Annotated in this window: 22 protein-coding genes and 1 tRNA gene; 11 read left to right on the top strand and 12 right to left on the bottom strand. The window is 68.2% G+C overall.

Annotated elements, in window-relative coordinates; translation table 11 throughout:
* Positions 1–85 precede the first annotated feature (85 nt).
* The 8 genes from CRT23_RS13345 to CRT23_RS13310 all read right to left on the bottom strand — a co-directional run bounded on the left by CRT23_RS13345 (position 86) and on the right by CRT23_RS13310 (position 10,598).
* Positions 86–3,310 (bottom strand): efflux RND transporter permease subunit, encoded by a 3,225-nt coding sequence (locus CRT23_RS13345; RefSeq protein WP_103710107.1) that lies wholly within the window; start codon positions 3,308–3,310, stop codon positions 86–88.
* Positions 3,311–3,468: 158 nt separating this feature from the next.
* Entirely contained in the window at positions 3,469–4,587 is a 1,119-nt protein-coding gene (locus tag CRT23_RS13340; protein WP_103710106.1) for a M48 family metallopeptidase, read from the bottom strand.
* A 42-nt stretch (positions 4,588–4,629) separates the two neighbouring features.
* A complete protein-coding gene (locus tag CRT23_RS13335) occupies positions 4,630–5,922 on the bottom strand; it encodes a DUF898 family protein (protein ID WP_245436193.1) in 1,293 nt (430 codons plus the stop codon).
* Between the two features lie 115 nt (positions 5,923–6,037).
* Positions 6,038–6,262: a YbdD/YjiX family protein gene (locus CRT23_RS13330; protein WP_055953333.1), complete on the bottom strand. Its 225-nt coding sequence runs from the start codon at positions 6,260–6,262 to the stop codon at positions 6,038–6,040.
* A gap of 5 nt (positions 6,263–6,267) precedes the next feature.
* Positions 6,268–8,334, bottom strand: a complete 2,067-nt coding sequence (locus CRT23_RS13325; RefSeq protein WP_103710104.1) for a carbon starvation CstA family protein — start codon at positions 8,332–8,334, stop codon at positions 6,268–6,270.
* Positions 8,335–8,491: 157 nt separating this feature from the next.
* Positions 8,492–9,124, bottom strand: a complete 633-nt coding sequence (locus CRT23_RS13320; RefSeq protein ID WP_103710103.1) for a TPM domain-containing protein — start codon at positions 9,122–9,124, stop codon at positions 8,492–8,494.
* The gene (locus CRT23_RS13315; protein WP_245436210.1) at positions 9,114–9,863 is read right to left on the bottom strand and encodes a YgcG family protein; all 750 of its coding nucleotides are present in this window, start codon (positions 9,861–9,863) and stop codon (positions 9,114–9,116) included. Before CRT23_RS13315 ends, CRT23_RS13320 begins: the two co-directional genes overlap by 11 nt.
* A gap of 96 nt (positions 9,864–9,959) precedes the next feature.
* On the bottom strand, positions 9,960–10,598 hold the full coding sequence (locus CRT23_RS13310; protein ID WP_103710101.1) for a LemA family protein: 639 nt from the start codon (positions 10,596–10,598) through the stop codon (positions 9,960–9,962).
* A gap of 216 nt (positions 10,599–10,814) precedes the next feature.
* Between CRT23_RS13310 and CRT23_RS13305 the strand changes: the two genes are divergently transcribed.
* The 11 genes from CRT23_RS13305 to CRT23_RS13250 all read left to right on the top strand — a co-directional run bounded on the left by CRT23_RS13305 (position 10,815) and on the right by CRT23_RS13250 (position 23,568).
* A complete protein-coding gene (locus CRT23_RS13305; RefSeq protein ID WP_103710100.1) occupies positions 10,815–11,132 on the top strand; it encodes a SelT/SelW/SelH family protein in 318 nt (105 codons plus the stop codon).
* On the top strand, positions 11,129–13,342 hold the full coding sequence (locus CRT23_RS13300; RefSeq protein WP_103710099.1) for an HWE histidine kinase domain-containing protein: 2,214 nt from the start codon (positions 11,129–11,131) through the stop codon (positions 13,340–13,342). Before CRT23_RS13305 ends, CRT23_RS13300 begins: the two co-directional genes overlap by 4 nt.
* 589 nt (positions 13,343–13,931) lie before the next feature.
* Positions 13,932–15,305 (top strand): methyl-accepting chemotaxis protein, encoded by a 1,374-nt coding sequence (locus CRT23_RS13295; RefSeq protein WP_103710098.1) that lies wholly within the window; start codon positions 13,932–13,934, stop codon positions 15,303–15,305.
* 121 nt (positions 15,306–15,426) lie between these two features.
* Complete coding sequence (locus tag CRT23_RS13290; protein WP_103710097.1) at positions 15,427–16,977, top strand: AMP-binding protein; 1,551 nt, start codon at positions 15,427–15,429, stop codon at positions 16,975–16,977.
* Positions 16,978–17,196: 219 nt separating this feature from the next.
* Positions 17,197–17,288: transfer RNA gene (locus CRT23_RS13285), tRNA-Ser, on the top strand.
* Between the two features lie 246 nt (positions 17,289–17,534).
* A complete protein-coding gene (locus tag CRT23_RS13280; protein ID WP_103710096.1) occupies positions 17,535–18,341 on the top strand; it encodes a hypothetical protein in 807 nt (268 codons plus the stop codon).
* Between the two features lie 275 nt (positions 18,342–18,616).
* Positions 18,617–19,621 (top strand): ABC-three component system protein, encoded by a 1,005-nt coding sequence (locus CRT23_RS13270; RefSeq protein ID WP_181017345.1) that lies wholly within the window; start codon positions 18,617–18,619, stop codon positions 19,619–19,621.
* Positions 19,618–20,109 carry an ABC-three component system middle component 2 gene (locus tag CRT23_RS13265; protein WP_146056383.1) on the top strand — a complete coding sequence of 164 codons (492 nt, stop codon included), beginning with the start codon at positions 19,618–19,620 and terminating at the stop codon, positions 20,107–20,109. The genes CRT23_RS13270 and CRT23_RS13265 overlap by 4 nt, the downstream gene beginning before the upstream one ends.
* A gap of 2 nt (positions 20,110–20,111) precedes the next feature.
* The gene (locus tag CRT23_RS13260) at positions 20,112–21,983 is read left to right on the top strand and encodes a hypothetical protein (RefSeq protein ID WP_103710092.1); all 1,872 of its coding nucleotides are present in this window, start codon (positions 20,112–20,114) and stop codon (positions 21,981–21,983) included.
* 221 nt (positions 21,984–22,204) lie between these two features.
* Positions 22,205–22,759 carry a metallophosphoesterase gene (locus tag CRT23_RS13255; protein WP_103710091.1) on the top strand — a complete coding sequence of 185 codons (555 nt, stop codon included), beginning with the start codon at positions 22,205–22,207 and terminating at the stop codon, positions 22,757–22,759.
* Positions 22,756–23,568 carry a metallophosphoesterase gene (locus tag CRT23_RS13250; protein ID WP_103710090.1) on the top strand — a complete coding sequence of 271 codons (813 nt, stop codon included), beginning with the start codon at positions 22,756–22,758 and terminating at the stop codon, positions 23,566–23,568. The genes CRT23_RS13255 and CRT23_RS13250 overlap by 4 nt, the downstream gene beginning before the upstream one ends.
* A 243-nt stretch (positions 23,569–23,811) precedes the next feature.
* Here the strand turns inward: CRT23_RS13250 and CRT23_RS13240 are convergent, their stop codons facing one another.
* The 4 genes from CRT23_RS13240 to CRT23_RS13225 are packed head-to-tail and all read right to left on the bottom strand — an operon-like array spanning position 23,812 to position 26,447.
* Positions 23,812–24,630 (bottom strand): universal stress protein, encoded by an 819-nt coding sequence (locus CRT23_RS13240; RefSeq protein ID WP_103710088.1) that lies wholly within the window; start codon positions 24,628–24,630, stop codon positions 23,812–23,814.
* A gap of 34 nt (positions 24,631–24,664) precedes the next feature.
* Positions 24,665–25,696, bottom strand: coding sequence for a glucokinase (locus CRT23_RS13235; protein ID WP_103710166.1), 1,032 nt, complete (start codon positions 25,694–25,696; stop codon positions 24,665–24,667).
* Positions 25,697–25,713: 17 nt separating this feature from the next.
* Entirely contained in the window at positions 25,714–26,073 is a 360-nt protein-coding gene (locus CRT23_RS13230) for a c-type cytochrome (protein ID WP_103710087.1), read from the bottom strand.
* Complete coding sequence (locus CRT23_RS13225) at positions 26,070–26,447, bottom strand: SPW repeat protein (RefSeq protein ID WP_103710086.1); 378 nt, start codon at positions 26,445–26,447, stop codon at positions 26,070–26,072. The genes CRT23_RS13230 and CRT23_RS13225 overlap by 4 nt, the downstream gene beginning before the upstream one ends.
* Positions 26,448–26,473 lie beyond the last annotated feature (26 nt).

The raw sequence follows: 26,473 nt of genomic DNA, 5'->3' as shown, positions 1-26,473 counted from the left end.
TGTCCCATCGCCGAACCGGGCTTCACCCTGCGATTCATGACCAACCTTCGAACCAAGATCCGAAACCTGACGATCCGCCGACGGCTCACGCGTAATCCTCCAGGGGCTTGACCGCGCCCCGGCGCAGCAGCGCGTACAGGAACGGCACGAAGAGCAGCGTCGCCGGCGTGCCGATGGCGATGCCGCCCATCACGGCCCGGGCCAAAGCCGCGTTCTGCTCGCCGCCCTCGCCCGTGCCGAGCGCCATCGGAATGAGCCCGAGGAACATCGCGCTCGCGGTCATCAGCACCGGCCGCAGGCGTGTCTCGCCGGCGAGCAGGGCCGCCTCGACGGCACCGCATCCGGTGGCCTCGCGATGCTCCTTGGCGAAGGTCACCAGCAGGATCGAGTTCGCGGAGGCGATGCCCACCGACATGATCGCGCCGAAGAGTGAGGGAATCGAGAACGTCGTCCCGGTGATGAACAGGCTCGCGACGATGCCGCAGAAGGCGAGCGGCAGGGCGGCCAGCACCACGAAGGGATCACCCCAGCTCTGGAAGTTCACCGCCATCAGCAGGTAGACCGCCACCAGGGCGATCGCCAGGCCGACCTGGAGCCGGAAGAAGGCGGATTCCATGTTCTCGATCTGCCCGCGCACGATGATCTTGTCCGGCGCCGGCAGGGCCTTCTGCTCCTCGGCGACGATCTGGCGGATCTCCTTCGAGACCGAGCCGAGATCGCTGTCCTGCACCGCCGCGTAGACGTTGAAGGTCGGCTGCGTGTTGACGTGGTTGATCACCGTCTGCGACCCCTCCCGGCGCATGGTCGAGACACTGGAGAGGAGCGTCAGCACCCCGGGCGCATCGGCGCCGCCATTGACCAGGAGCGGCGTATTCTGGAGCGCGGTCAGCGAGTCGTTGCGGTATTCCGGCGTCTGGACCCAGAGCTGGTAGGGGATGCCGGTCTTCGGGTCGGTCCAGAAGTTCGGCGTGACCTGGAAGGAGCCCGACAGCGAGACGTTCAGGCCCTGCGCGATCTGCTGCTGGGTGAGCCCGAGCTCCGAGGCGAGCCGCCGGTCCACGTCGACGAAGAACTGCGGCGTGCCGACGATCTGGTGCAGGTGCACGTCGACGGCGCCGCGCACCGCCTTGAGGCGGCGGACGATGTTTTGCGCCACCTCGAGATCCTTGGCGGTGTTGCGCCCCGTGACCTGGATGTCGATCTGCGCGAGCGTGCCGAAGTTCAGGATCTGGGTGATGATGTCCGAGGGCTGGAAGTAGAACACCACGTCGGGGAAACGCTCGCGCAGCACCTCGCGCAGGTGCTTGGTGTAGTCCGCCACCGAGCCGTGACCCTCCCTGAGGTTGATGAGCATCTGGCCGTCGTTGTAGGCGACGAACGAACCGTCCGAGAAGGCGAAGTTGTAGTTGTTCGCCGGGAGGCCGATGTTGTCGAGGATCTGGTCGATCTCGCCCTCGGGAATGACTTCGCGGACCACGTTCTCGACCTGGGCGAAGACCTGCTCGGCCGTCTCGATGCGCATCCCCGGGCGGGTCCGCAGGTGCAGGGTCATCTGGCTTGAGGCGACCTGCGGGAAGTAGTCCTGCCCGACGAAGACGAAGAGCCCGGCGGTGGCGGCGAAGACGACGGCCACCAGGGTCAGCGTCGCGGCGCGGCGGGCGATGACGACGTGGAGCAGACCGAGATAGCCGCGGTGGAAGCGCGCGAACCGCAGCTCGAAGCCGTGCCGGAACCAGCCGGCCAAGCGGAAGACCGGGCCGCCGACCCATCCGAGGGCACGGGCGACGCGTCCCCGCCGCGGCGCGGCGCCCTCCCCGTGCTTGGTGTCGTATTCCCGCGCCACCAGCACGTCGATCAGCACCGGGACCAGGGTGCGCGACAGGACGTAGGAGGTCAGCATGGCGAACACGACCGCCAGAGCCTGGGGCGTGAACAGGTATTTCGGCGTGTCCGTCAGGGCGAAGACCGAGACGAAGGCGGCGCAGATCGACAGGGTCGAGATCAGCGCCGGCTTGGCGATGCCGGCCGCGCCCTCCACCACCGACTTGCGGAAGGGCTCGCCCTCCTCGAACAGCCGGTAGGTGTTCTCGATCGCCACGGTGGCGTCGTCGACCAGGATGCCGACCGCCAGGGCGAGGCCGCCGAGGGTCATCACGTTGATGGTCTCCCCCAGCGCCGCCAGGATCGCCAGCGAAGTCAGGATCGAGAGCGGGATCGAGACCAGCACCACGATGGTCGAGCGCCACGACCCGAGGAACAGCAGGATGGTGAGGCCCGTCAGGCCCGCCGCGATGATCGCCTCGTGGATCACGCCCTCGATGGCGGCGGAGACGAAGACCGACTGATCGAACAGCGGCTTCAGGCTCATGCCCTCGGGGGCGGCGGCCTGGATGTCGGGCAGCGCCTTCTTGACGTTGTTGACGACGTCCAGCGTCGAGGCGGTGCCGTTCTTGAAGATGCGCATCAGCACCGAGTGCAGGCCGTCCGCGCGCACGATGTTGACCTGCGGCGGCCCGCCGTCGCGGACGTTGGCGACGTCGCGCACCAGGATCGGCTGGCCGCCCACCACCTTGATCGGGATCTGGTTCAGGGCTTCGATCGCCTCGGGCGAGGCGTTGAGCTGCACCGGATATTGCTGCTCGCCGATCTTCGCGAGGCCGGAGGGGATCGTCAGATTCTGCGCCGTCACCGCGTTGGTGACGTCGAGGGCGGTCAGCCCGAGGGCCTGGAGGGCGTGCAGGTCGAGATCGACCATGATCTGGCGCGGCGTGCCGCCGAACGGCGACGGCAGGGTCGAGCCCGGGACCTGGGTCAGGCGCTGGCGGATGCGATACTGGGCGTAGTCGAAGACCTTCGTCAGGCTCTCCCGGTCGGAGGAGAGCGCGAGTTGGATCACCGGCACCGAGGAGGCCGAGAAGCGCAGGACGATGGGGGGCTGTACGCCGGGCGGCATCGTCGAGCGGATCGAGTTCATCGCCGAGACGACCTGCGCGATGGCGAGGTCGATGCTCACCGAACCATCGAAGTAGATCTTCTGGATCGCCGTGCCCTGGAGGGTCGTCGACTCCATTCGGGCGATGTTGTTGACGTTGTTCGAGAGCGAAAACTCCGCATAGGTCGTGATGCGACGCTCCATCTCGGAGGTCGACAGACCGTTATACGTCCACACCACCACGACCACCGGGATATCCACGGTGGGCAGGACGTCCTTCGGGGCGACCACGACCGCTGCCGCGCCGCCGAGCATCATCAGCACGGCGAGCACGTAGATCGTGATGCGGAACTTCAGAGCATACTGGACGAGGCCCATGCGGCTCCCACGCGATCGCGTTCAGGCTGGTGTACCACGGTGGTCGCATGCCACCGGTTTCTCTGTAGCCGTGACGCCGCGACGCAATCGAGGTCTCAACCCGAGATTTTTGTTTCCGGGTGTAAACCGGTCGCCTAAACTTCGGCGCTGCTGCCCGATTACTGTGCTGATTTCACCGGGACGTTGCGACAGATGCCTTTCAGCAACGCCCAGTCCGCGCCCGTGAGGATCTGCCGCCCGCCGCTCCCGAGGCCCGCCAGGGTGCGGATCCGCTGGGCGCGTTCCCGTGTCATGGGATGGCTGCGGAGGAACGTCGCGACCGCGCCCTGGTCCCCGTCCCCGGCGATCCGCTCCAGGATCGTCGCCAGCGCCGCAGCATCGCCCCCGGCTCGGCGCATCAGGGTCACCGCGTAGGCATCCGCGGCGTTCTCAGCCTCGCGGGAATAGCCGGCCGAGATCGCGGCCTGCCCCGTGGCGATGAGGATCGTCGAGCCCGTGAGGTCGCCGAGAACGAGGCTGAGAAGGAACGAGCTTCCGCCCGCGGCCAAAAGGGCCCGCATGGGATCGTGCGCGGCGACGTGCCCGAGCTCATGGGCGAGGATTCCGGCGAACTCATCCGGGCTCTCCGCCTTGTCGATGAGGTCCGAGAGCACGAGCACCCGCGCGCCGGGCAGGGTCAGCGCATTCGCGAGGGGGTGCCGGCGCACGCTGACCAGGGGTTCGCCCGGCAGGTCTTCGCGCTGGGTCATGCGCGTCACCAGCCGGTCGAGGACGGTCCGGGCCGCGGGCTCGTCGCAAACCGGTGGATCGCCGAGAAGGCGGCCGACCTGGCCCTCGACCGCACTGCCGAGCCGCGTCTCGATCGCATTCGGCACCAGGGGCGCCAGGCGGCCGGCGATGACCGGAACCCCGTAGATCGCCAGGACGAGCACCGACACGCCGGCGGCGACCGACCACAGGACCAGGCGCCAGGTTCCACCGGCGCCGGCCGCGTCGGACCTGTAGAGGTCGGGGCAGCGGCCCGCGAGGGCGTCGGCAAAGCCGGGGTCGGCGAACTCGACCCGGGCGGGGCTGCCCCGCGGGCCGATCCGTACCAGGGGCGGGACCGTGTCGCCGGCCGCGAGGTCGGCGAGGTCCCAGGCGAGGCGGGTGCCGGCTCCGTCGATCTCGAGGCGGTCGGCGAGCCGCAGCGTCACCGGGTGCGCCCGGGCGCTGAGGCCGTCGAGATAGGTGCCGGTGGCGACCGGCGGCGACGCGACCGGACCTGTGTGCTGCATCGGCCTTATCCGGAGCGCTCCGCTCCTGTTCGGGCGGTCGGGCTAGAACCCGACCTCCAGGGCGCCACCGACATCGAGGGCATCGGCGAGGCCCTCGTTCAGCCCGCTGCCGACGCGGCGGCTGGAGGCAAGGATGGCGGCGAGCCCCTCCGCGTCCGCGACGGTGGTGGTCGTGGCGACGGCGGCCCAGAGGCGTGCGGTGATGACGCGGACGTAGAGCACGGCGAAGACGAGGGCTCCGCCGAGATAGCCGACGACCAGGCCGAGGCCGATCACCCAGGACGCCCCGCTCGCGGGGCCTTTCGCCTGGAGCAGGAACGCGCCGCCGCCGATGACGAGGCCGAGCACGACGACGAGGCCGATGATCGACAGCAGGTAGACGATGTAGGGCCAGTAGAACTGTCGCGCCTTCAGCGTCGACGACAGCCGCACCGGCCCGAGGCTCGCCGCGTTCATGAAGACGCGCGTCTCGCGTGCCCGGTAGAACGGAATCAGCAGGAAGCCGAGGGACGCGGTGAGGCCCAGCGTGCCGACGAGGATCGCCCCATAGGTGGCGACAGGTGTGCCGGCATAGGCGGGATTGAAGATGGTCTCGCTCGGCTTGCCGCCGGGCTTCGGCACGAACAGGTCGGCCGGGAGGGTGAAGTCCGTGGCGGTCAGGAAGGCGAACAGCGCGCCGAGGACCGGCAGGAGAACGACGGCGTAGAAGCTCAGCCAGGGCAGGAGCAGCGACCGGCCACGGGCCGACGAGTCCATGCGGCTCGACCCGATCAGGGTATGGGTGATCCGATAGCGCTCCAGGCTCGCCCGCATGAACGGAAACGCGAGGCCGAGGGTGACCAGGGTCAGGAGCGCCCAGCCCGTCGCCATCAGCGCGTAGGTGATCGCCGATCCGTCCTGTCCCAGCCGGATCCCGCGCCAGAGCGTGCGCGAGGCCCGGTAGCGGCGACCGCGGTAGCCCGCGAACTGGCCGAGGACGAACAGGATGGCGAAGGACAGGATGCTGCCGAAGGGGGCGAGCGACGGGACCGAGAGGGTCGCGACGAAGATCACCGCGTAGATCGGTATCAGCACGGCGAGGGCGACGAGGAAGCCGAGGAACAGTTCCTTGCCCCGGCCTACATACTCGCCCGGGCTGCCGTCGATGACGGTGCGGTTCCAGAAATAGCGCCGCAGGTCGGTGATGTACCAGAACCGGTAGATCCCGAAGGTGACCAGCGACAGCAGGAAGCCGCGGATCGCGAGGCCGGTGAGGCCGATGAGCCGCTTATCGAAGGTGATCGCGCCGACGCGGCCCGAACTGGAGCGAGCGTCGAACGCCAGCGGCTGTGTCATGGTGCCCCCGGACATCGGAGGCGCAAGCTAAGCCGATTTCGGGCGGCACTGCCAGGGTCACACCCGTGAGTCCGCTCGTCTGGTTAACACCCGCGAGACGGGCAGGCGGCAGCGCTCAGCAGCAGCGGAAGCCGCTGCGGTTGCCGACGCCGAAGCGGGCGTTCTCCCGGTTCCGGAAGAACTCCCGTTCGCTCATGGGCTCCTGGTCCGCATGCGTCTTCCGGATATGGGCGGCATAGGCCTCGTAATCGCCCTGCCCCACCATCAGGCGAGCGCCGTCGCAGACGCATTTCGAGAAGGTCCTGAGACGGTCCCGCAACTCGGTCGACGACAGCGCCATGGGACTTACTCCGCGGGAACGGCGGCCGGGCCGCCGCTCTCCAGGGCGGTCCAGCGATCGGCCCGATAGGCCTTCAGGCAGGCCATGATGCCGAAGGCGGCGATGGCGAGCACGAGGCCGACGAACAGAACTGCGAGGGCCGCATCGATCCGGTCGTTGAAGACGATCTTGTGCATGTCGGCCATGGTCTTGGCCGGTGCCAGCACCTTGTTCTCCGCGATGGCGGCAGAGAAGCGATCGGCATGGGAGAGGAAGCCGATCTTGGGGTCGGCCGAGAAGATCTTCTGCCAGCCGGCCGTGAGGGTGCAGAGGCAGAGCCAAGCGGTGGGGATGATCGTGACGAAGGCGTAGCGCTCGCGCTTCATCTTGAAGATCACCACGGTGGCGAGCGTCAGGGCCACGGCGGCCAGCATCTGGTTGGAGATGCCGAACAGCGGCCACAGGGTGTAGATGCCGCCGAGCGGATCGGTGACGCCCTGGTAGAGGAAGTAGCCCCAGGCGCCGACGCAGAGGGCGGTGGCCAGGATGCTGGGTGCCCAGGCCGAGGTGTCCTTGAACCGTGGCGAGACGAGCCCGAGCAGGTCCTGGAGCATGAAGCGCCCGGCGCGCGTGCCGGCATCCACCGCCGTCAGGATGAACAGCGCCTCGAACAGAATGGCGAAGTGGTACCAGAACGCCATCATCGTCTTGCCACCGATGGCCGAGGAGATGATGTGCGCCATGCCCACCGCGAGGGTCGGCGCGCCGCCGGCGCGGGAGATGATCGAGTGCTCGCCGACGTCCTTGGCCGTCTGAGCGATCTGCTCGGATGTGATGGCGAAGGCGGGATCGAGCTTCGTCACCGCGGCAGCCGCGGTCTCCGGCGTCGTGCCGACGAGGCCGGCCGGGGCGTTCATGGTGAAGTAGATGCCCGGCTCGATCACGCTGGCGGAGACCAGCGCCATCACGGCCACGAAGCTCTCCATGAGCATGCCGCCGTAGCCGATGAAGCGGGCATCGGACTCACGGTCGATCAGCTTCGGGGTGGTGCCCGAGGAGATCAGGGCGTGGAAGCCCGAGACCGCGCCGCACGCGATGGTGATGAACAGGAACGGGAACAGCGACCCGGCCCAGACCGGTCCGGTGCCGTCGACGAACTTGGTCACGGCCGGCATCTGCATGTGCGGGGCGACGTAGGCGATGCCCAGGGCCAGGCCGATGATCGTGCCGATCTTGAGGAAGGTCGAGAGGTAGTCGCGCGGGGCGAGCAGGAGCCAGACCGGCAGGATCGAGGCGATGAAGCCGTAGCCGATCAGCAGCCAGCACAGCTGCGTGCCGGTATAGGTGAAGAAGGGCCCCCAGTAGGGGTCCGCCGCGACGTTCCCGCCGTAGACGATAGCCAGCATCAGCAGCACGAAGCCGATGATCGAGACCTCGCCGACCTTTCCGGGGCGGATGTAGCGGGCGTAGAGACCCATCAGCATCGCGATCGGGATCGTCGCCGCGACCGTGAAGGTGCCCCAGGGGCTCTCGGCCAGGGCCTTCACGACGATCATCGCCAGCACCGCCAGCAGGATGACCATGATCATGAAGGTGCCGAACAGGGCGATGACGCCCGGGATGGTGCCGAGCTCCGCGCGGATCAGCTCGCCCAGCGAGCGGCCGTCCCGGCGCATCGAGATGAAGAGGACCATGAAGTCCTGCACGGCGCCGGCGAGCACCACGCCGGCCAGGATCCAGAGCAGGCCCGGCAGGTAGCCCATCTGCGCCGCGAGCACCGGGCCCACCAGCGGTCCGGCGCCGGCGATGGCGGCGAAGTGGTGGCCGAACAGCACGTTGCGGTTGGTGGGGACGTAGTCGAGCCCGTCGTTGTGGACGTGGGCCGGGGTTGGGCGGCTGTCGTCGAGCCGCATGACCTTGGAGGAGATGAAGAGCGAGTAGTAGCGATAGGCGATCAGGTAGATGCAGACGGCCGCCACGACGACCCAGAGGGCGTTGACCGTCTCGCCGCGCGTCGTCGCGACGATGGCGAGGGCCGCCGCCCCCAACGCTCCCACGAGGGCCCAGGGCCCGTGCTTCGTTACCGCACTCATGACGTCTCGCTCCAGCGACCTGTCCTTCGTAGCAGGTCGTCAAGGGCTCTTCTCGCGCAAATTCTTCCGCAGGACCAGGGGCCTGCGATTTCAATCATACGGGATTGAATCACCCATCCGGCGTTTTCTCACCCTGGGTTGCGCAGACTCCCGATCGTCAATCGAGTTCGATCACGCGGTTCGGCAGGGCGTCGACGGGCCTGGCTTCCGGCGGGAGCTGCCCGGCCAGGATGGTACCGACCTGCACGACGGCATTCGTCAGGCCCGCCTCGGCCTCGCCACGCCGCAGGGCAGCCAGGAGCCCCTCGATCGCGCCGGACCAAGCGGAGGCCGGGACGCGCGCGGCGACGCCGTGATCGGCGACGATTTCGGCATGGCCTTCGGCGCGGGCGACGTAGATCAGCACGCCGGTCCGCCCTTCCGTCTGGCTGAGCCCGCGGGTGGTGAACTCGCGCAGGGCCTGTTCGTGGGCGCGGTCGCGACGGATCGCCCGTGGCACCAGGGCCATCCGTATCCGGGGATGGAGCCCCGCCAGGAGCGCCAGCAGGACCGCGGCGACCTGCGCCAGCGCGATCGAGGCCGCGCTCCACGGCGTCAGGGCGATCAGCGGCCAGGGCAGGACGAGGCCGACCGCCAGGGCCAGCAGCAGCGGCGCGGAGCGGTAGAGCCCGGCACGGGCCGCCACCAGCACGACGATCTCGCCGGCCGTCGCGGTCTCGGCCCGGCGGATCGCCTCCGCGATCCGCGTCCGGGCCGGTTCCTCGAGGAAGGGACGCTGCTTACCAGTCACCGGAGGCCCCTCCCCCACCCGACGAGCCACCCCCGCCGGAGAAGCCACCCCCGTCGAAGCCGCCGGAGACGCCGCCGCTCCAGCCACCCGCGGATGGCCCCGGCAGGATGATGAAGCCGCCTCCCCCGCCCCGGCGCCCACGGTTCATCCGGTAGACGACGAACAGGACAACGAGGAACAGCACGATGAAGATCACCACCTGTCCGGGATCGGCCTCGTCGCTGCGCACCTCCGCCTTGCGGTGCCACGCCTCGGCGTCGCCCGCGAGGATCGACAGCATGGCGTCGACGCCCGCATTGATGCCGCCGGCGTAGTCGCCCGTCTTGAAGCGCGGCGTGATCGCGGTCGTGATGATCACCTTCGAGAGGGCATCGGTCAGGGCGCCCTCGAGGCCGTAGCCGACTTCGATCCGGACCTTGCGTTCATTGGGGGCAACGAGGAGCAGCGCCCCGTTGTTGGTCTTGGCCTGTCCGAGCTTCCAGGCGCGGAACAGGCGGTTGGCATAGTCCTCCACGGTCCGGCCCTGCAGGCTCGGGACCGTGGCGACCACCACCTGATCGGAGGTCTTGTCCTCGTACGCCTTGAGCTTGGTCTCGAGGGCCGTCCGGTCTTCGGGCTTGAGGATGCCGGCGCCGTCGACCACCCGTCCGGTCAGGGCGGGAAAGGTCGGTTCGGCGGCACCGGTCTGCGCGAGCGCGAGGCCGCTGGTGGCCGCGACGAGCCAGAGCCCGAGGATCAGCCGCGTAGCGATCGACCGGATGGCGGATGTCCCGGCGCCGCCCGAGCGCGGATGTCCCGAGCGCGGACGGCGCAAGCGCGGGCGATCCATGGCGGGCTAGAACTTCACGTTCGGCGGGCGCTCGGAATTGGGCGTCGCCGTGAAGGTCTCCATCGGTTTTGCCTCGGGGTAGAACCAGGCGGCGATCCAGCGTCCCGGAATGGTCCGGACCTCGGTGTTGTAGTCCTGGACGGCGCCGATGTAGTCGCGCCGCGCGACGGCGATCCGGTTCTCGGTCCCCTCGAGCTGCGATTGCAGGGCGAGGAAGTTCTGGTTCGACTTCAGCTCCGGGTAACGCTCCACCGTCACGAGCAGGCGACCCAGGGCGCCGGAGAGCTGGTTCTGGGCGTCCTGGAATTCCTCGAATTTCTGCGGGTCGCTCACCGTGGAGGCGTCGACCTTGACGCTGGAGGCCTTGGCCCGCGCCTCGGTGACGCCGATCAGCACGTCCTTTTCCTGTTGGGCGTAGCCCTTCACCGTCTCCACGAGGTTCGGGATCAGGTCGGCCCGGCGCTGGTACTGGTTCTGCACCTCGCTCCAGGAGGATTTGGCCCGCTCCTCCAGGGTCGGAACCCGGTTGATCGCGCCGCAGCCGGTCAGGGTCGTACCCAGGGCGAGAGCCGCGACGGCGATCCGAACCCTGCCGAGCCAGGCCCGGACGGGACCCGTCGTCGGGGTGACGACACCTGAACGCATGCTTGAACTCCCTGCAAACCGAGCGCCGCGCGAGGATGGGTCCCTCATCGGCACGTGATCACACATAGGCACGCTGGCGCTGCGATAAAGACGCACAGGGAAAAACTTGGCCGTTCACGGGAAATCTTGGTCGAACCCTGCCGAGGCCGGCGCCTCGCGGTGCCCGGGCGTGCGTTTCGGTTGACAAGCCGGGGGCGATCGGTCGCTTTACCCGCCATGGACGAAACGCCCCGCCCATCGCCCGAGAAGCCGCGGGTTTCGATCACCTACTGCACGCAGTGCCAGTGGCTGCTGCGGGCGGGATGGATGGCGCAGGAGCTCCTCTCCACGTTTCGGGACGACCTCGGCGAGGTGGCGCTGGTTCCCGGAACCGGCGGCGTGTTCGTGATCCTGTGCGGACCGCACCTGATCTGGGATCGGACGCGCGACGGCGGCTTTCCCGACGTCAAAGTCCTGAAGCAGCGCGTTCGGGATCACCTCGCGCCGGCTCGCGACCTCGGACATATCGATCGCGCGGGCGTCGCGCGCCCATGAGCAATCCGCCTCCGGGAGAGACCACGACGGGGCGCCGGTGGTGGGGGCCGAGGTCGCTCGCCTCCGCCTTCGCGCGGGTTCGACAGCGCGGGTTCTCGACCCAGGTCTATCTGGTCGCCCTGGTGATCGCGCTGATCGGACCGGGCCTGCTGTTCACGGCCATCCTCCTCGCGCGCTATGCGGGGACGGAGCGGGCCCGCTTCGAGCAGGACGCCCGCGAGAACGTGCGCAGCATCGCTCTCTCCGTCGACCGCGATACGGCGGGCCTCGTCTCGGTGCTGCAGACCCTCGCCACGTCACCGCGGTTGAAGGACGGCGAATTCGACAATTTCGACGCTCAGGCGCGCCTCGTGCGGGACGCGGTCGGCCTCGACATCCTCCTGCGGCGGCCGGACGGACAGCAGGTCGTGAACACGGCGGTGCCGCGCCGGGCTCCGCTGCCGCGCAGCGCATTGCCGTTCGATCGCGAGATCGCCTCGGGCAGTCAGCGCGCCGTGGTCTCCGGGTACGTCAAGGGCATGAAGCCGACGGACGCGACCTACGCGGTCGCCGTGCCGGTGTTCGGCGAGGGCGGCGTCACCCACATCCTCAGCTTCACGGTCCCGATCAGCCGCCTGGACAGCCTCGTCGCCCGGGAAGCCGTCGAGGGTTGGACCACCGGCCTCTCCGACCGGGACGGGGTCATCCTGGCGCGGCTGCCCGATCCGGACGCCATGATCGGCTCGCAGCGCCTCGCGACGCTGCGTCAGTACCAGACCGCGACGCCGAATGTCTGGGAAGGCAAGGATCGTCGCATGAAGGCCGTGACGGTCGTCGAGGCACGCTCCCGCCTCACCGGCTGGACGGCGGCCGCGATCATCCCACAGGCCCTGGTGGAAGCGCGCCTGCGCAACTGGATCTGGGCCTTCTGCGGCTTCGGCCTCCTCGTGCTGGCGACCTCGTCCATCCTGGCGGTCCACCTGTGGTCGCGGGTCTCGCAGCCCCTGCGCCGGCTCGCGGCGACGGGGCCGGCCCTCGCGCGCGGCGAGGTCATCCCGCGGATCACCTCGCCGATCCACGAGATCCGGCGCCTGGGGGACGTGCTCGCGGATGCCTCCCAGCGCCTGCGCCTGCGCAGCGACGAGCGCGACCGGGCGCTGGCGGAGACCGAGCGGGGCCTGAGTGCCCTGCGCGAGAGCGAAGCGCGCTTCCGCCACATGGCCGATTCCGCGCCGGCCCTGATCTGGATGACCGACGAGAGCGCCCAGATCAGCTTCGCCAACATGCATTTCGACCACATGTTCGGCCTCCATACGGCCGCCGTGCTGGCCGGCGAGGACTGGCGCCGGATCATCTTCGCCGAGGATTACGAGGCCTTCGCGACCCGCTTTCGCGATGCCTTCGTGGCCCGGTTGCCCTTCCAGGCCGACGTCCGGGTGGTGGACCAGGACGGCGTCGTGCGCTGGCTGCGCTGCGAGGGGGTGCCGCGGACGGACGATACTGGCAATTTCCTCGGCTATACCGGGTGCAACGTCGACATCACCGACGCCAAGCGCGCCGCCGAGCACCAACAACTCCTGATCCACGAATTGAACCATCGGGTGAAGAACACCCTGGCCACCGTGCAATCGATCGCGGGGCAGTCCCTGCGCCGGCTCGAAGGGCCGGAGGCCACCGCGGCGCGAGCCGCGTTCGAGGCCCGCCTGCTGGCCCTGGCGCGGGTCCACAACGTCCTCACCCGGGAGAGCTGGGATGGCGCCGAACTCGGAAACGTCGTGGCCGACGCCATCGCCCCGCTCGATGCGACGGAGGGACAGCGCTCCCGGTTCGTCGTCTCCGGTCCCGCCCTGCGGCTGCCGCCGCGTCTGGCCCTCTCGATCGCCATGGCGCTGCACGAACTCGGCACCAATGCGGTGAAGTACGGTGCCCTCTCGCAGGAGGGGGGCACGGTGACGATCGCCTGGTCGGTGGAGCGCCAGGCGGAAATCCGCCTGATCCTGCGCTGGAGCGAGGATGGCGGCCCCCCCGTCGTTGCGCCGACCCGGACCGGGTTCGGCTCGCGCCTGATCGAGCGCAGCCTTGCCCGGGAACTCGATGGCGAGGTTCAATTGCTGTTCGCGGCCACGGGTGTCGTCTGCACCATCGAGGCTCCGGTCCCGCCGCCGACTCTATTGGAGCGCAAGGCGGATCTGATCGGTCCGCGCGAAGTGCCCCTGTCCCGCTCGGCCTGAGACACGGCTCGCTCCGACCGGTCTCCCAACGCGGGCGAGCGACCGGGATCCGACGCGCCGCGGGTCGTCCGGGGCCCCTGCCCCGGTGCCACCCTGCATTGTGGGGCCCTGCCCGGCGCCATGATCCCCGGGATGGTTCAACGACTGAACAGATTTGGTCCAGACTGGTGCCTGCCGCCTTCGCCGGAGGCTGCGCGAAGCTGCGTCCCCGACCACCCAGGCGAGTCTCAGCATCGTCGGATTGTGTAAAAGTAGACACAGGCCTGAAGCGTCTTTCATGCCCGCCTTAATACCGGAGGGACGCGCCTCTCGGTCTGCGCAACGGCCCCTCAGCGGTCACGGAAAAGCCGTGTCAAGACCGCCTTTAGGCTATAGGCTCAGGAAAGAGCGAAGTTTTCCGACCTCGGTTCTACGGTAGACAACAAGCAGTGATTGCGCCGAGCGAGGTTTCGATCGGTTGCGCTGCACCAAGACTCGTTAAGGCAGGACACGGAACGCTTCTCGACCTGATGTGGATGTCTTGGGCAATAAGGATACATTAATGGAAGACCGGTAGATCACATCGCTACGCCTTACAGGACCAACCGCGATGCTCGGCCTTCCCTTCGCCCGTTCCGCCACGAAGCCACCCGTCACCGAAGCGGCGCCGGAGGCCGCTCAGATCCGCGACGAAGCCCGTCTGGTGCAGGCCGTCGAATCGCTGATGGTGAGCCAAAATCTCGCATCGGTCGATCTGCCCGAGGGGCCGCTCCGCGCCGCGATCGAGCGGTTGCACGCCGATCGCGAAGCCGACCTCCTGCGCAGCCTGGGCACCACCGCCACCGTCGCTCGCGAAGCGTCGGAGGCGGCAACCAACACGGGCTGGATGACCTACGACGTCGGTGAGGTGGCCAGCGCCACCCAGACGATCGCGGGCGCCGCCGAGGAGATGGCGGCGTCCGTGGCGGAGGTGGCCCAGACGTCCGAGACGGTCGTGACCGTCGCGCGGGATGCCCTCGCGGAGACCCAGGCCTGCATCCAGGACGCGCAGAAGGCGCGCACGGCGATGCACGAGATCGATGCCCGGACGTCCCAGATCTCCGATCGCGTCATCGTCCTGGAGCGCGCGATCGCCCAGATCGAGGTGATGGCCACCACCATCGCGGCGATCTCGGCGCAGACCAATCTCCTGGCCCTCAACGCCACGATCGAGGCGGCCCGGGCGGGCGAGGCCGGTCGCGGGTTCTCCGTGGTCGCCGCCGAGGTCAAGTCGCTCTCCGCCCAGACCGCCAAGTCCACCGGGGAGATCCGCGGGCTGCTGAGCACCCTCACCGCCGAGATGGGGGCGATCTCGGAGGCGGTTCACGAGAGCCGCAGCGCCGTCACCACGGGCCGCACCATCGTCGATCACCTCGAACATCGGATCGTCGAGACGAATGCCCGCATCGCCCAGGCCAGCGACCTGAACCAGGCGATCTCGCAGATGCTGGGACAACAGCGGGCGGCCACCTCGGAAATCTCGACCAGCGTGCAGAACATCGCCGCGAAGGCCGCGAAGACCCACGAGGAGATCGAGAAGATCACGAGCCGCCTCGTGCGCGCCGAGGCCACCGGCCAGACGGCGCTGAACACCAATGCCCGCGACGTACCCGTCTACGCCCTGGTGCGTCTGCCGGCCGATATCGGCGCCTGGAAGCGCAAACTTGCGCGGGTTCTCGTCGGCATGGCGCAGCCGGACGCGACCCTGGCCACCCTGTCGGGACAGCCCGGCCGGAGCCTGAAGACCGACCTGGCCGGGACCGCGCCTGCCGCCCACCCCGCCTTCGCCCGGTTGGTGGCGGCGGAGAGCAAGGCTTTCGCAGAGGCCAGCAAGATGCTGGAAGCCCTGAAGGTCAGCAACTGGGATGTCGGCACCCCCGCCTACCAGGCTGCCGCGGAAGCCATGAAGGAGATGCTGGTCGCCGCCAAGGAGATCGCCGGCTGAGGCGTTCGCTGGCCGAGGGCGCGCTGCGCCGCGGGGCACCAAGCCGGGAACACGGAAGCGGGTGCCCTTGTCGGGGCGCCCGCTTTCGGCTTCCTTGCGCGGGTCGCCACGGAGCCCGCGCTTGACCTCATCCTTCGCCGCCGCCGCCGAGGCCCCGCCGTTCAACGGCGCGCGCTTCTGTCTTGCCGAGAATGCCCGCCTGCGTGCCGACAAGACGGCGCTCATCATGGCGGGCGCCGGCGACGACGTTCGCAGCCTGACGTTCGGCGAGGTCGATCGGGCGGTCCGGGGCATCGGCGCCGGGCTCCGCGCCCTCGGCCTCGCGCCCGGCGCGCGCGTCATGATCCGCATGGGCAACGAGGCGGACTACGTGCTGGTCTACTTCGGCGCGCTGGCCGCCGGCCTCGTGGCCCTGCCCTCCTCACCACAGCTGACCGAGCCCGAGGCCGCGTTCCTGATGGAGAATGCCGGCGCGTCCGTCGTGGTCGTGGGGGCGGGCCATTCCATCGACCCGGCCGGACTCGGAGACCGAATCCTGCTCCGGTCCGCCGACATCGCCGCGATGAAGACCGGCGCGGCACTGCCCGACTACGCGGACACCCGGGCCGAGGATCCCGCGACCCTGGTCTACACCTCCGGGACGACGAGCCGGCCCAAGGGCGTTCTGCACGCCCATCGGGCCATCCGCGGGCGCCGGCCAATGCATGCGCACTGGCTCGGCCTGTCGGAGCATGACGTCATGCTCCATGCGGGTACGATGAACTGGACCTACACGCTGGGCGTCGGGATCACCGATCCCTGGGCCTGCGGCGCCACGGCGGTGCTCTACGACGGGCCGCGCGATCCGGCGATCTGGCCGACCCTGATCGCCCGTCATCGGGCAACTCTGTTCGCCGCCGTGCCGAGCCTCTACCGCCAGATCCTGAAATATGCCGATCTCGGCGCCGTCGATCTCGGCACCCTGCGCCACGGGGTGACGGCGGGGGAGGCCTTGTCGCCCGAACTCCTCGCAGCCTGGACCGAGGCGACCGGAAAGCCCCTCTACGAAGCCCTCGGGATGAGCGAGTGCTCGACCTACGTCTCGAGTGGCCCGACGATTCCCGTGCGCCCCGGCTCGCCCGGCAAGCCGCAGCCCGGGCGCCGTGTCGCGATCCTGCCGGCCGAGGGGCCGGCGGATCCGCTGCCGCCGGGAGAGGTCGGGCTCCTCGCCATCCACCGCTCCGAGCCCGGCTTGATGCTGGGCTACTGGAACCGGCCCGAGGAGGAGGCCGCGGTGATGCGCGGCGCGTGGTTCGTGGGTGGCGACCTCGCGAGCCTCGATGCGGACGGCTACCTCACCTTCCACGGCCGCAACGACGACCTGATGAACGCGTTCGGCTACCGCGTCTCGCCGAACGAGATCGAGGGGGTCCTGATCGAGCATCCCGGCGTCGCCGAGGTCGGTGTCGCGGAGATGGCGGTTCGGGCCGACCTCAGCGTCATCACCGCCTTCGTCGTCCCGAAGCCCGATGTCGTGATGGACGCCGACGATATCATGGCCTGGTGCCTCGATCGGCTCGCGACCTACAAGTGCCCCCGCGAAGTCCGCTTCCTCGACGCGCTGCCGCGGACCGCCAACGGCAAGGTCCAGCGCAAGCGCCTCGCCAGCGCCCAAGACCGTGCCAGCGGCTGAAACCTTGCCAGATCTTGCCAGCGCCCAAGACCGTGCCAGCGCCTGAGACGGCGCGGCGGCCGGGAGAGGCCGCCCCGCCCTGCCCGGATCAGCCGTGCCGGGGCATCCACCGGGCCTGTGGCCCCGACGGCACGCCCGCCCGGAAGGCATCGATTTCCCGGCCGCCGCGCCAATCGCAGCTTGACCCGCCCCATCCGAAATTCTAGATCGACCGCCTGCGGAGACGTGGCCGAGCGGCTGAAGGCACTCGTTTGCTAAATGAGCATACCCCGAAAGGGGTATCGAGGGTTCGAATCCCTCCGTCTCCGCCAGAACCTTCCCCCTCCGCTAAGTCGTTGGCACCGCTCATTTTGGGCGGTCGTCGAATTTGCATTTGTCCCCGATTTGTCCCCGCATGGATTGCCTGTGGAAACCATCCCGGGCGGCGTCCAAGGCAGGGCCGTGCCGGCTTCGTCGATCACTGAGTCGTTCGGCGGCCAGGGCAATCCGAGATCCGGGCAGGAAGGGCTTCTTCACGGCTTGGTGGCAGGCTGGCCATGACACGCCGAGACCAGCCGATGATCCCACAACCCGCCTTCGACACCCTGGCTGACGAATTGGTCGCCAACGGAGACCTGGTTTCCTACGCAACGCTCAGGGAGGCGTTGAGCAAGCAAAATCGGAAGGGCGACGAGTTGCGGGGCAAGGCCGCCTCGAACCGTGACCTGAAGGATCCCTTCGAGGATTGGAGGGACCGCCGCCGGTACAAAGGTCACCTCGCGAAGCTCGACCTGCCGGAGGAGATGGAGAAGCTCATCGCGGGCTTCGCCTCTGAGGCGATGAGGATCGGCGAAGCCGCGGCCAAGGCGCGTCAGGAGCGGGAGCCCCCGCAGGCGCCGGCTCCTGGGCTACTTGAGCAGGTGCAACGACTGGTGGGCGAGCTCGACGGGAAGCTCGTCTCCCTGAACGAGGAGAACCAACGCCTTCGGGAGGAGATCTCGTCGTTGCGCGAAGCTCAGGCTCCCGACGATGCCAAGCCATCGGGCGCTGTCACGGTCGTCGGATGCCAATCCCCGGGTGGCAAGAAGGTGAAAGGCATCGCGGCCTCAACAGCGCTGCACTTCTGGGACTTGGTGGCACGCGACGTTGCCAGGCTGCTGGATGAGCGGGGGCCCATGACCGCCGACCAGCTCATCGAAGCGTTCGACAACGAAACCAAGGCCCTCGCCACGGCCGCTTTCGTTTCGCTCGAAGTTGGTCTGGTCAACCGGCTTTGGGACCGGACCTCCCGGGGCAAGCATCGACTATCGAAGGTGGACGGCCTGTATCGATTGTTGCCCCTACCATCTGACGTTCGGGTCGACCGTACCGTCCCGAGAGATTAATGCAAATCGGGTCCGGCACACGAGGACGGACGCGTCCAGTTCCGTGGGCAAATGGTACGAGGTAGGCCGACCTCCTACCATCTACCCGATGCCGAGACCCATGTGCTCGTACGCGTGCACCACGGCCAAGCCGCGAGGTGACGCCGTCTCGCAGGCACAGCTTTTCACGACCTCTCGCTTGGCTGCCCGAAACCCCTGAGCTACCTTCGAATGGTCGGTCGGCGAAGCTTCGTCGCCGATGTCTCCCTACATCCCTGCCTTCGAGGATCGGTCGCGTGACTAGCGTCGCCATTCGCATCAAGGAGCTTGAGGACGACGAACTCGAAGAGTTCATCGAGCTGTGGTGCGAGCGCGTCGGGGCCGGCTACCACCTCGTTGAGCGGATCGGGCAGGCCAACGACAAGGGGCGCGACGTCGTCGGCTTCGTGACGGCGGCCAAGCACGAGGGACCGTGGCACCTCTACCAATGCAAGCGGAAGACGCTTCGCAGCACGCTGGGTGTGGCCGAGGCGCTCGGGGAACTCGGCAAGGTCTTTTATCACCATTCGGAGGGCGCTTACCGGACGTTGCCGGAGCAATACTTCTTCGTGGCCCCGCGCGGCGTGGCCGGGCCATTGCAGGACCTCATCTTCAACCCGTCCGACCTCAAGGCGGCGTTGCTCTCGAAGTGGGACCAGCACTGCGCGGGCTACATCACCGGCCGGCGTAAGGTCCCCCTCACCCCCGAACTGCGCGCCTTGATCGAGGCCTATGATTTCGGTGCGGTAAGCCACCTATCCGCCGCAGGCCTGGCGAAGCACCCGGCCTCTTCCAAGGCCCTGACGATGGTCCTCGGCCTGCCTCCGGGCGATGCTCCAGAAGGCACCGTCCCACAGGCGATCTGCCAGGAGGAGATGGAGTACATAGACCAGCTCCGCCAAGTCTATGCGGAGGCCCGCGGCTCAGCGTTCGCGACCGCCGACGACGTGCTGGCGGACGGCGAGCACGGCTCCCACCTCAGGGAGCAGCGAACGCGGTTCTTCGATGCCGCGTCGTTCCGGGCCTTCCACCGCGACAACACCTCCATTGAGGCGCTCGTGGCTTTCGAGCGCGAGGTCTACTTTGGCGTCATCGACGTCTACCGGCAGGCACACACCAGCCGCCTCGAACGCGTCGGGGCCATCATGCGTCACGCCGCGATGATGCCTTGCGCCATCAAGGGCAAGCTCGCGCGCGTGCCTGTGCGGCAAGGCATGTGTCACCACCTCGCCAACGAAGGGCAGATGAAGTGGATCCCGTGAGCGTCGATTCCTTCGGGCGCCTCTTCAACTCCCCGCTTGAGGCGGGGATCAGGGCGGTGATCGTCCTCGAACACCTGCGTCCCGAGCGCGTCGACCTGGCCGAGATGGTGCTGTTCGACCATGTCGTTGTTCACACCGCCGACGTTGGCGGACCGCCGAGCCTCCATCCTGACGTTCCGGGGCGCAAGGGCGAGCTCCTGGTGCGGCGTCGCCTCGTCGAGAGGAGCCTGGACCTGATGCGCAGGTGCCACCTCGTACGCCAGGAGAGCGGACCGGACGGCATCTTTTACCGAGCGTCCGACGAGGCCGCCTCGTACGTCGAGTTGCTGGAGACCCCCTACTCCGAGCACCTGAAGGCGTGCGCGGGATGGATCGCCCGCGAGGTGCGTTCGCAGACCAAGGACAGCTTCAAGGCGCGCATCCGCGAGCATATCGGGGATTGGGGTGAGGCGTTCGGCGTTGCCGAGGGCAACACGCGGCTCGGATGACCATGACTGATCCAGCCCGCTTCATCCTGCGTCGCCTGTCTCTAACAGGGCCGCGCGTTGCCCTCGCCGACATCGGCTTCGTGCCGGGCGTGAACGTTGTCTGGGGTGCCTCCAACGCCGGGAAGACATCCATCATGAAGTCGCTCGACTTCATGATGGGAGCGGGGTCGGCTCTCCCGGACATCGAGGAGATCCAAGGCTACGAGCGGGCGTGGCTGCAACTCGACCTTCCCAGGAGCGGGCGCGTGACGCTCGTCCGATCCGTCGCGGGCGGGGCCTTCGGGTACTATGGACGAGCGGTCGAGCCGGGCACAGAGGAGACACCCGAGCGGACGCTCTCGGCGGAACACCGCGCGAAGGGCGAAAGCCTGTCGGGCTTCCTCCTGTCCGAGCTCGGCATCCGGGACCGGCAGATCGCCAGGAACCAGAACGCGGACAAGAACGCCTTCACCTTCCGACATTTCGTCCCGTACCTCTTCACGGAGGAGACGAACATGATTGGCGAGTGGAGCCCCATCAGGATCGCTCCGCAGAGCGGCGAGACCTTCGACAAGAACGTCCTCAAGTTCATCGTCACCGGCGTCGACGACGGCGCCATGCAGACGACGAAGAGTTCGGAAGCGCAGAGAACCGCGAACCTCGGCAAGATCGAGCTGATCGACGACATGATCTCCGTCGCCGAAGAGGAACTTAAGCGGCGTTGGCCTGGCAACGGCGACCTCGAAGCTCAGGAAGGTCGTATCTCGGAGTCCATCGAGGGGCTGCAGCAGTCCCTATCCGAGCATCAGCGCGGGCTCGATGCCTTGCGCCACGAGCGTCGTGCAACAGTCGAGGCGGGCGCCGAGGCGCACGAGCGTCGGGCGGACATATCGGTGACACTCGACCGCTTCGCACTGCTCGACGCTGTCTACGAGAGCGACGTTGCCAGGCTTGAGGCTTTGGAGGAAGGCAGCGCCGCCCTCCTGGCCGGTGCGCGTCGTGCCTGCCCTCTCTGCGGCGCTGACCCAGAGCATCAGCGGCACGCCCATGGTTTCGATGAGATCGAGGTGACGCAGGCGGCGACCCGCGCGGAAATCGCAAAGATCAGGCTCGAACGGTCTGACCTTCGGAAGGCGATCCTCTCGCTGGAGGCCGAGCGCGAGGGGCTCTTCAAGAGGGCCGAGCGGCTGGCTTCAGAGGTCGCCACGCTCGACGAACGTATCGAGGGCCTCAAGCCGCTGGAAGCCTCCAGCAGGGCCGCCTACGAGGAGCTCGACCGCGTCCGGGACAGCGTCCGCCAAGGGTTGGCCCAACTCCAGTCCATCGAGTCATTGCGTTCGCGGCGTGCACGGCTGACGGTTTTCAAGCCCACGACGGTGCCAAGAGGGTCCGTCAGCGTGGGCATCGGAGGGATCACCGGCCACGAACTGGCCTCGACGGTTCAGTCCGTGCTGCATGCCTGGGGCTTCCCTGGGTCGCCGACCGTGTCGTTCGATACCGGCAGCCACGACATCCTCCTCAATGGTAAGGACCGCCGAGCGAACGGAAAGGGCGTCCGAGCCCTTATGAATGCCGCGTTCAAGATCGGCGTGCTCCTGCACTGCCGGTCGAAGGGGCTCCCGCATCCCGGCATCATCGCCCTCGATAGCCCGCTCCTCAGCTACCGCGACCCTTTGAAAACCGACCATGAGACAATCGCCGAGGACGAGAGGGAGGTTGTGGATAGCGGTCTCAAGGAGCAGTTCTACCGGTTCCTGCTGTCACAAGCGGACAAGGCGCAATTCATCATCATTGAGAATGACAGGCCGCCGTTCGACCTCCCTTCTCCCGCGCGGGTGACGATGTTCGTCGGGCAGGAGGGGTCGGGGGACCGCAAGGGCTTCTTTCCGTCCTGAGCGCCGCGGAAGGCCTCCCAACCGGTCTGTGCACCGGAAATCAACACTGGGCTGATGCCCCGTGCCTGCGTCCCGCCACTTGCCAGGCGCCGCCGGCCAGGCGATCACCCACTGGCGCAAGGAGTTCCCTGCCATGAAACGCCTGGACCGTCACCCGCCCGACTGAACCGGAGCGCGCGACCCCATGCGTCGAGCCTCCGCATCCGCGTGAGGCTCATGAGATGACATCGCGAACACTCTTCACGTCCGATACCCACTGGTCCCATCGGGCAACCCTGGGCCCCCGCCTGGGACTGAACCGGCCCTTTGCCAACATCGAGGAACACGACGAGGCGCTCATCGCTCGTTGGAACGCCGCCGTGCGCCCGCAGGACACGGTCTGGCACCTCGGAGACTTCTGCTACCGCTGCCCCGAGGAACGCGCTCGCTGGATTTTCGCGCGCTTGAACGGCCGTCGCTTCCTCGTGCGTGGGAACCACGACAGGATCGGGTCCCGCCTGCCGTGGAACGGTACCGTCGTCGACGTTGCCCATGTCCGCGTTCCGCTTACTGATGGTACCCTGCAGGGCATTTGGTGCAGTCACTACGCCCACAGGGTTTGGCCGCGGATGCATCGCGGCGATCTGCACCTCTACGGCCATTCCCACGGTTCTCTGCCGGGCACGGCCACAAGCACCGACGTCGGCGTGGACTGCTTCGATTTTCGTCCCGTCACCCTCGACGAGATCCGGGTTCGTCTCGCGGAGAACGCGGCCCGCCCCGGGGTTCAGTCATGACGGCGCCCTCCCCCCAGCGCCTGTGGGTCTTCTCTGACCTGCATCAGGAATGGCCCGAGAACGCCTGGGACCCCATCCTCCATGCGCCGCCGGCTGGCTTTGACGTGGCCGTGGTCGCCGGCGACGTGCACATGCCTCTCACGCGGTCCCTGGACTGGCTCGCCGAGCGCTTGCCGGGCATCCCGCTCGTCTACGTGCCGGGCAACCATGACTACTGGTGGGACCGGGGCGAGGAGCGCTACACGATCTACGACCAGCTGGAACGTGGCCGTGAGCGTGCGGCCGCGCTCGGCATCAGCTTGCTGCTCGATGACGCGGTTGTGATCGGCGGCACCCGCTTCCTGGGTGGCACCCTATGGACGGACTTCCGGTTCGGGAGCTTCGACCGAGCGCATGCCTTCGGGTCCGCCCAGGGCCGATACGGCATGGTGGACTACCGGCGGATCAGGACGGGTCCCCGCTCGCGAAACAGGATCGCCCCTGGCGAAGTCCTTGCCATGCACAGGGCGACGCTTGCCTTCGTCGAGGCGGAGCTCGGGAGGCATCACGACGGACCTTCGGTCGTCGTGACGCATCACGCCCCGCATCCGGCCAGCCTGCCGGATCCGTACGCCGACATGCGCTGGTGCTACGCTTCGGACCTGCGCGACCTCATCGACTCGCGAGCTCCCGAACTCTGGATTCACGGTCACGTCCACTCCGCTACCGACCACCTCTCCGGATCAACCCGAATTGTCTGCAATCCGCTTGGGCACTCCGATGAGCGGACGGGTTTCTACCCCGGCCTGATCGTCACGGTCCGCGGTTGACAGACGATTTCCTCCGGCGCTCAGGCGCCGGAACACGTCAGGGCACGATCTCGGGGGGTATCCCGCCAGGAACCCCCAGCGGCTCGTTCGTAGCCGGAATGCCCGCGGGCTCCCAGGTCGGCACGTCCAAGGGCTCTGGCAGGGGATCATGACCTGGCTCGGGCGGGAACGCCGGCGACGGTGGTGGGAAACTCGGCTCGGGATGTTCGGGGCTGCCCGGGTTGGACATGAGCGGACTCGCAATCAGTGGGACATCAGACAGGAAACAGGGCCCTTCGACAGCAGGTCGCGCGTCACCCCGCCGAAGAACCACTCGCGCAGGCGGCTGTAGCCGTAGGCGCCCGTCACGATCAGGTCCGCGTCGAATTCGCTGGCCGCTGTCCTGAGATCGTCGGCAACGGTCCAGCCCGAGGGCTTCACGACGTGCGCGGTCGCGTTGACGTCGTGCAGTGCCAGGAACGCAGCGACGTCCTCAATCTCCGACCGCTCCTCGCCATCCGCGATCCGCAACACCTGGACGGCCTCGGCCCGCCGCAGGAACGGCAGGGCGTCCGAGACGGCCCGCCGCGTCTGAAGCGTGTTCTTCCAGCCAAGGATCACCCGTCGCGCCTCCAGATGCTCGACGCCCGGCGGGACCACCAGAACGGGCCGGCCACCGCCCATCAACACGTCGCCGATGCCGACCACCATCCCGGGGAACACCCCTTCGTCATCCGCGTAGCGGCCGGCGACGATTAGGTCCGCTGCCCGTGACTGCTGCTCCAGGAAGGGTACCGGGGCGGCAAGATCTGAACGCCAGGCGACCCGGTCGTTCAGGCACGAGGCTTGCCGGAAGAGCTGCTCGACGCCCCTAAGCCGGTCGAGGGCCGCCACCCGGATCTCCTCGATGGCCATGCCGGCCGGAACGATGGTCTCGCCGAACCCCTGCGGATAATCCGGCAAGCAGCCGGCCGCCCCGACCAGGCGCGCGCCGAAGCGGTGGGCGAGTTCCGCGGCCAGGCGGACCCGCCCTGCAGCGTGGCGGCCGTCATCGACCGCGACCATGAGGCTCGCATAGGACATGGGGTTCGCTCCTGGGCTCGACCGCGAGAGACCCTCATGGTGCGGCGGGCGTCGTTGCTCGGCCTTGATCTGCCTCAACCCTGCGCCAGTCCTGGCCGGGGAAGAGGAAGCCGTCTTCGTTTGCCAGAAGGGCCAGTCCAGCGATGGCGGGCTCCGGGCGCGTGATGACGAAGCGCGGGACGGCGCACATCGCCTCATGAAAGGGAGGCTTGTCCTCGAAGGCGGTGTGGAACGCGTCGCCCTGCAGGTCCGCGATGATCCGCGGAGCGATTCCGCCGGCCAGGAAGACGCCTCCAGTCGCCCCGAACATCAGGGACAAGTCGCCAGCGAAGCGGCCCAGGAGGCGTGTGAACTGTTCGACGGTCTCGCGCGCGACCGCGTTCCCCGCCCTGCCGTCGAGGACCTCCGCCGGCAGGCGCCAGCCGACCTCTGGGTCGCGTGCCGCCGCGAGCGCCCGTGCGATCCTTACAAGGCCAGGGCCGGACAACAGGGTTTCGGCCGTCAGCCTGCCCTCCGACGGCATCAGTTGGTGCCATGGCAGGCCGTCATCTGGCTCGCAGGGTCCGAACCCAGTATGCCCGGCCTCGGTCGTCTGGATCAGGTAACGCTCGCCTGCCGGGATCAGGGCCGCCGCGCCGAGGCCCGTCCCCGGCCCGATGACGAGGCGCGTGCCCGCGCCGGTCACCGATGGACCGATCCGCACCAGTTCGGCGGGGGCGGCCTGGTCAAGAATCGTGAGGGCCGCCGCAAGGGGGACGTAGTCGTTGACCACCCGCACCGCGTCGAGGCCGAGGGCGACGCCGATCTCAGCGAGATCGAACCGCCAGGGCGCGTTGGTCAGGCGCGTCACGCCGCTACCGACCCGACCCGCGACGGCGAGGAAGGCGGCGCAGGGCCTGATCGTTCCGGGCCCATCAAGATAGGACCGGACGGCCTCCACTGGGCCAGAAAAGCCTGCCGTCGCCGCCTTCCAGATCGGTGTTGGGTCTGCGCCTGGCCACGGCACGATGGCGAAACGGGCGTAGGTGCCGCCGATGTCGGCCAGGAGTACGGGAAAGGGAAGCATCCTCTCGATCTCCGGCCTCACGGCCTTGCGGGCTCCGCCGTCTTGAGGCTGAGGACGTAGTCGATGACTGCATCCAGCTCGTCCCGGTCCAGTTGCACGCTTGGCATCCATTGATGATGGCTTTGCAGGAAGACGTTGAGCGCCACGCCCGTGGTCGAGGGCATGGCGGCGATGGTCCGGAAGTCCGGTCCGACGTGCCCGCCTTCCTGTGGCTCCTTGCCGATGACGTGGCACCGGCTGCAATGCTGCGCGGCGACGGTCCAGCCCTGGATGCGGTGATCTTCATCCGCGCCGGCAGCAGCCGGGAACGTAACGGCGAGCATCGCCAATCCCGCGAGCGCGAAGATGCCGGCTTGGGGTGATGACGCTCCGGTCATGGCTTCCTCGCCAGCTTGAGCCAGGCCAGCGCGGACACGAAGGTCACACCACCGAGCGTCACGTGGGCCCAGGTCGCGAGATCGTTCGCGGCGAACCCGAGCATCCACGGGGCCAGCACCGTCCAGGCGCCGGCGAGCGCAACGGCTCGCTCCAACACGGCTCGGAAGCGGAGCTGGTTCGCGGCGGACAGCCCGAAGATCAGCAGTCCCGGCAGGAGGGCGGAGGCGCCAGGGCGTCCCTGGTCAATAAGGAGGAGGACCCACGCGGCCAGCACCAGCGCGGCGCCGGCCGCGTGCTGCAGGGTGCCGAGAAGGATCTCGTCCGTCCGCCATCCCGACGGCGAGGGATGCGCGTGCAGGTGCGACCGGGCCATGCAAAGCCTCCAACCGATGCCCGCGG

It is taken from the genome of Methylobacterium sp. V23, assembly GCF_002917135.1.
Lineage (GTDB): Bacteria > Pseudomonadota > Alphaproteobacteria > Rhizobiales > Beijerinckiaceae > Methylobacterium.
Note: the sequence above shows the minus strand (reverse complement) of the source record. Positions and strands in the feature narration are given on the sequence as shown.

Bases quoted from the DNA above. Each gene is read 5' to 3' on its own strand.
- CRT23_RS13305 (WP_103710100.1), top strand. From the start codon at position 10,815: ATGGACGAAACGCCCCGCCCATCGCCCGAGAAGCCGCGGGTTTCGATC.
- CRT23_RS13280 (WP_103710096.1), top strand. From the start codon at position 17,535: ATGATCCCACAACCCGCCTTCGACACCCTGGCTGACGAATTGGTCGCC.
- CRT23_RS13335 (WP_245436193.1), bottom strand. From the start codon at position 5,922: ATGACACAGCCGCTGGCGTTCGACGCTCGCTCCAGTTCGGGCCGCGTC.
- CRT23_RS13330 (WP_055953333.1), bottom strand. From the start codon at position 6,262: ATGGCGCTGTCGTCGACCGAGTTGCGGGACCGTCTCAGGACCTTCTCG.
- CRT23_RS13240 (WP_103710088.1), bottom strand. From the start codon at position 24,630: ATGTCCTATGCGAGCCTCATGGTCGCGGTCGATGACGGCCGCCACGCT.
- CRT23_RS13255 (WP_103710091.1), top strand. From the start codon at position 22,205: ATGACATCGCGAACACTCTTCACGTCCGATACCCACTGGTCCCATCGG.
- CRT23_RS13325 (WP_103710104.1), bottom strand. From the start codon at position 8,334: ATGAGTGCGGTAACGAAGCACGGGCCCTGGGCCCTCGTGGGAGCGTTG.
- CRT23_RS13345 (WP_103710107.1), bottom strand. From the start codon at position 3,310: ATGGGCCTCGTCCAGTATGCTCTGAAGTTCCGCATCACGATCTACGTG.
- CRT23_RS13235 (WP_103710166.1), bottom strand. From the start codon at position 25,696: ATGCTTCCCTTTCCCGTACTCCTGGCCGACATCGGCGGCACCTACGCC.
- CRT23_RS13230 (WP_103710087.1), bottom strand. From the start codon at position 26,073: ATGACCGGAGCGTCATCACCCCAAGCCGGCATCTTCGCGCTCGCGGGA.
- CRT23_RS13340 (WP_103710106.1), bottom strand. From the start codon at position 4,587: ATGCAGCACACAGGTCCGGTCGCGTCGCCGCCGGTCGCCACCGGCACC.
- CRT23_RS13310 (WP_103710101.1), bottom strand. From the start codon at position 10,598: ATGCGTTCAGGTGTCGTCACCCCGACGACGGGTCCCGTCCGGGCCTGG.
- CRT23_RS13260 (WP_103710092.1), top strand. From the start codon at position 20,112: ATGACTGATCCAGCCCGCTTCATCCTGCGTCGCCTGTCTCTAACAGGG.
- CRT23_RS13300 (WP_103710099.1), top strand. From the start codon at position 11,129: ATGAGCAATCCGCCTCCGGGAGAGACCACGACGGGGCGCCGGTGGTGG.
- CRT23_RS13225 (WP_103710086.1), bottom strand. From the start codon at position 26,447: ATGGCCCGGTCGCACCTGCACGCGCATCCCTCGCCGTCGGGATGGCGG.
- CRT23_RS13250 (WP_103710090.1), top strand. From the start codon at position 22,756: ATGACGGCGCCCTCCCCCCAGCGCCTGTGGGTCTTCTCTGACCTGCAT.
- CRT23_RS13295 (WP_103710098.1), top strand. From the start codon at position 13,932: ATGCTCGGCCTTCCCTTCGCCCGTTCCGCCACGAAGCCACCCGTCACC.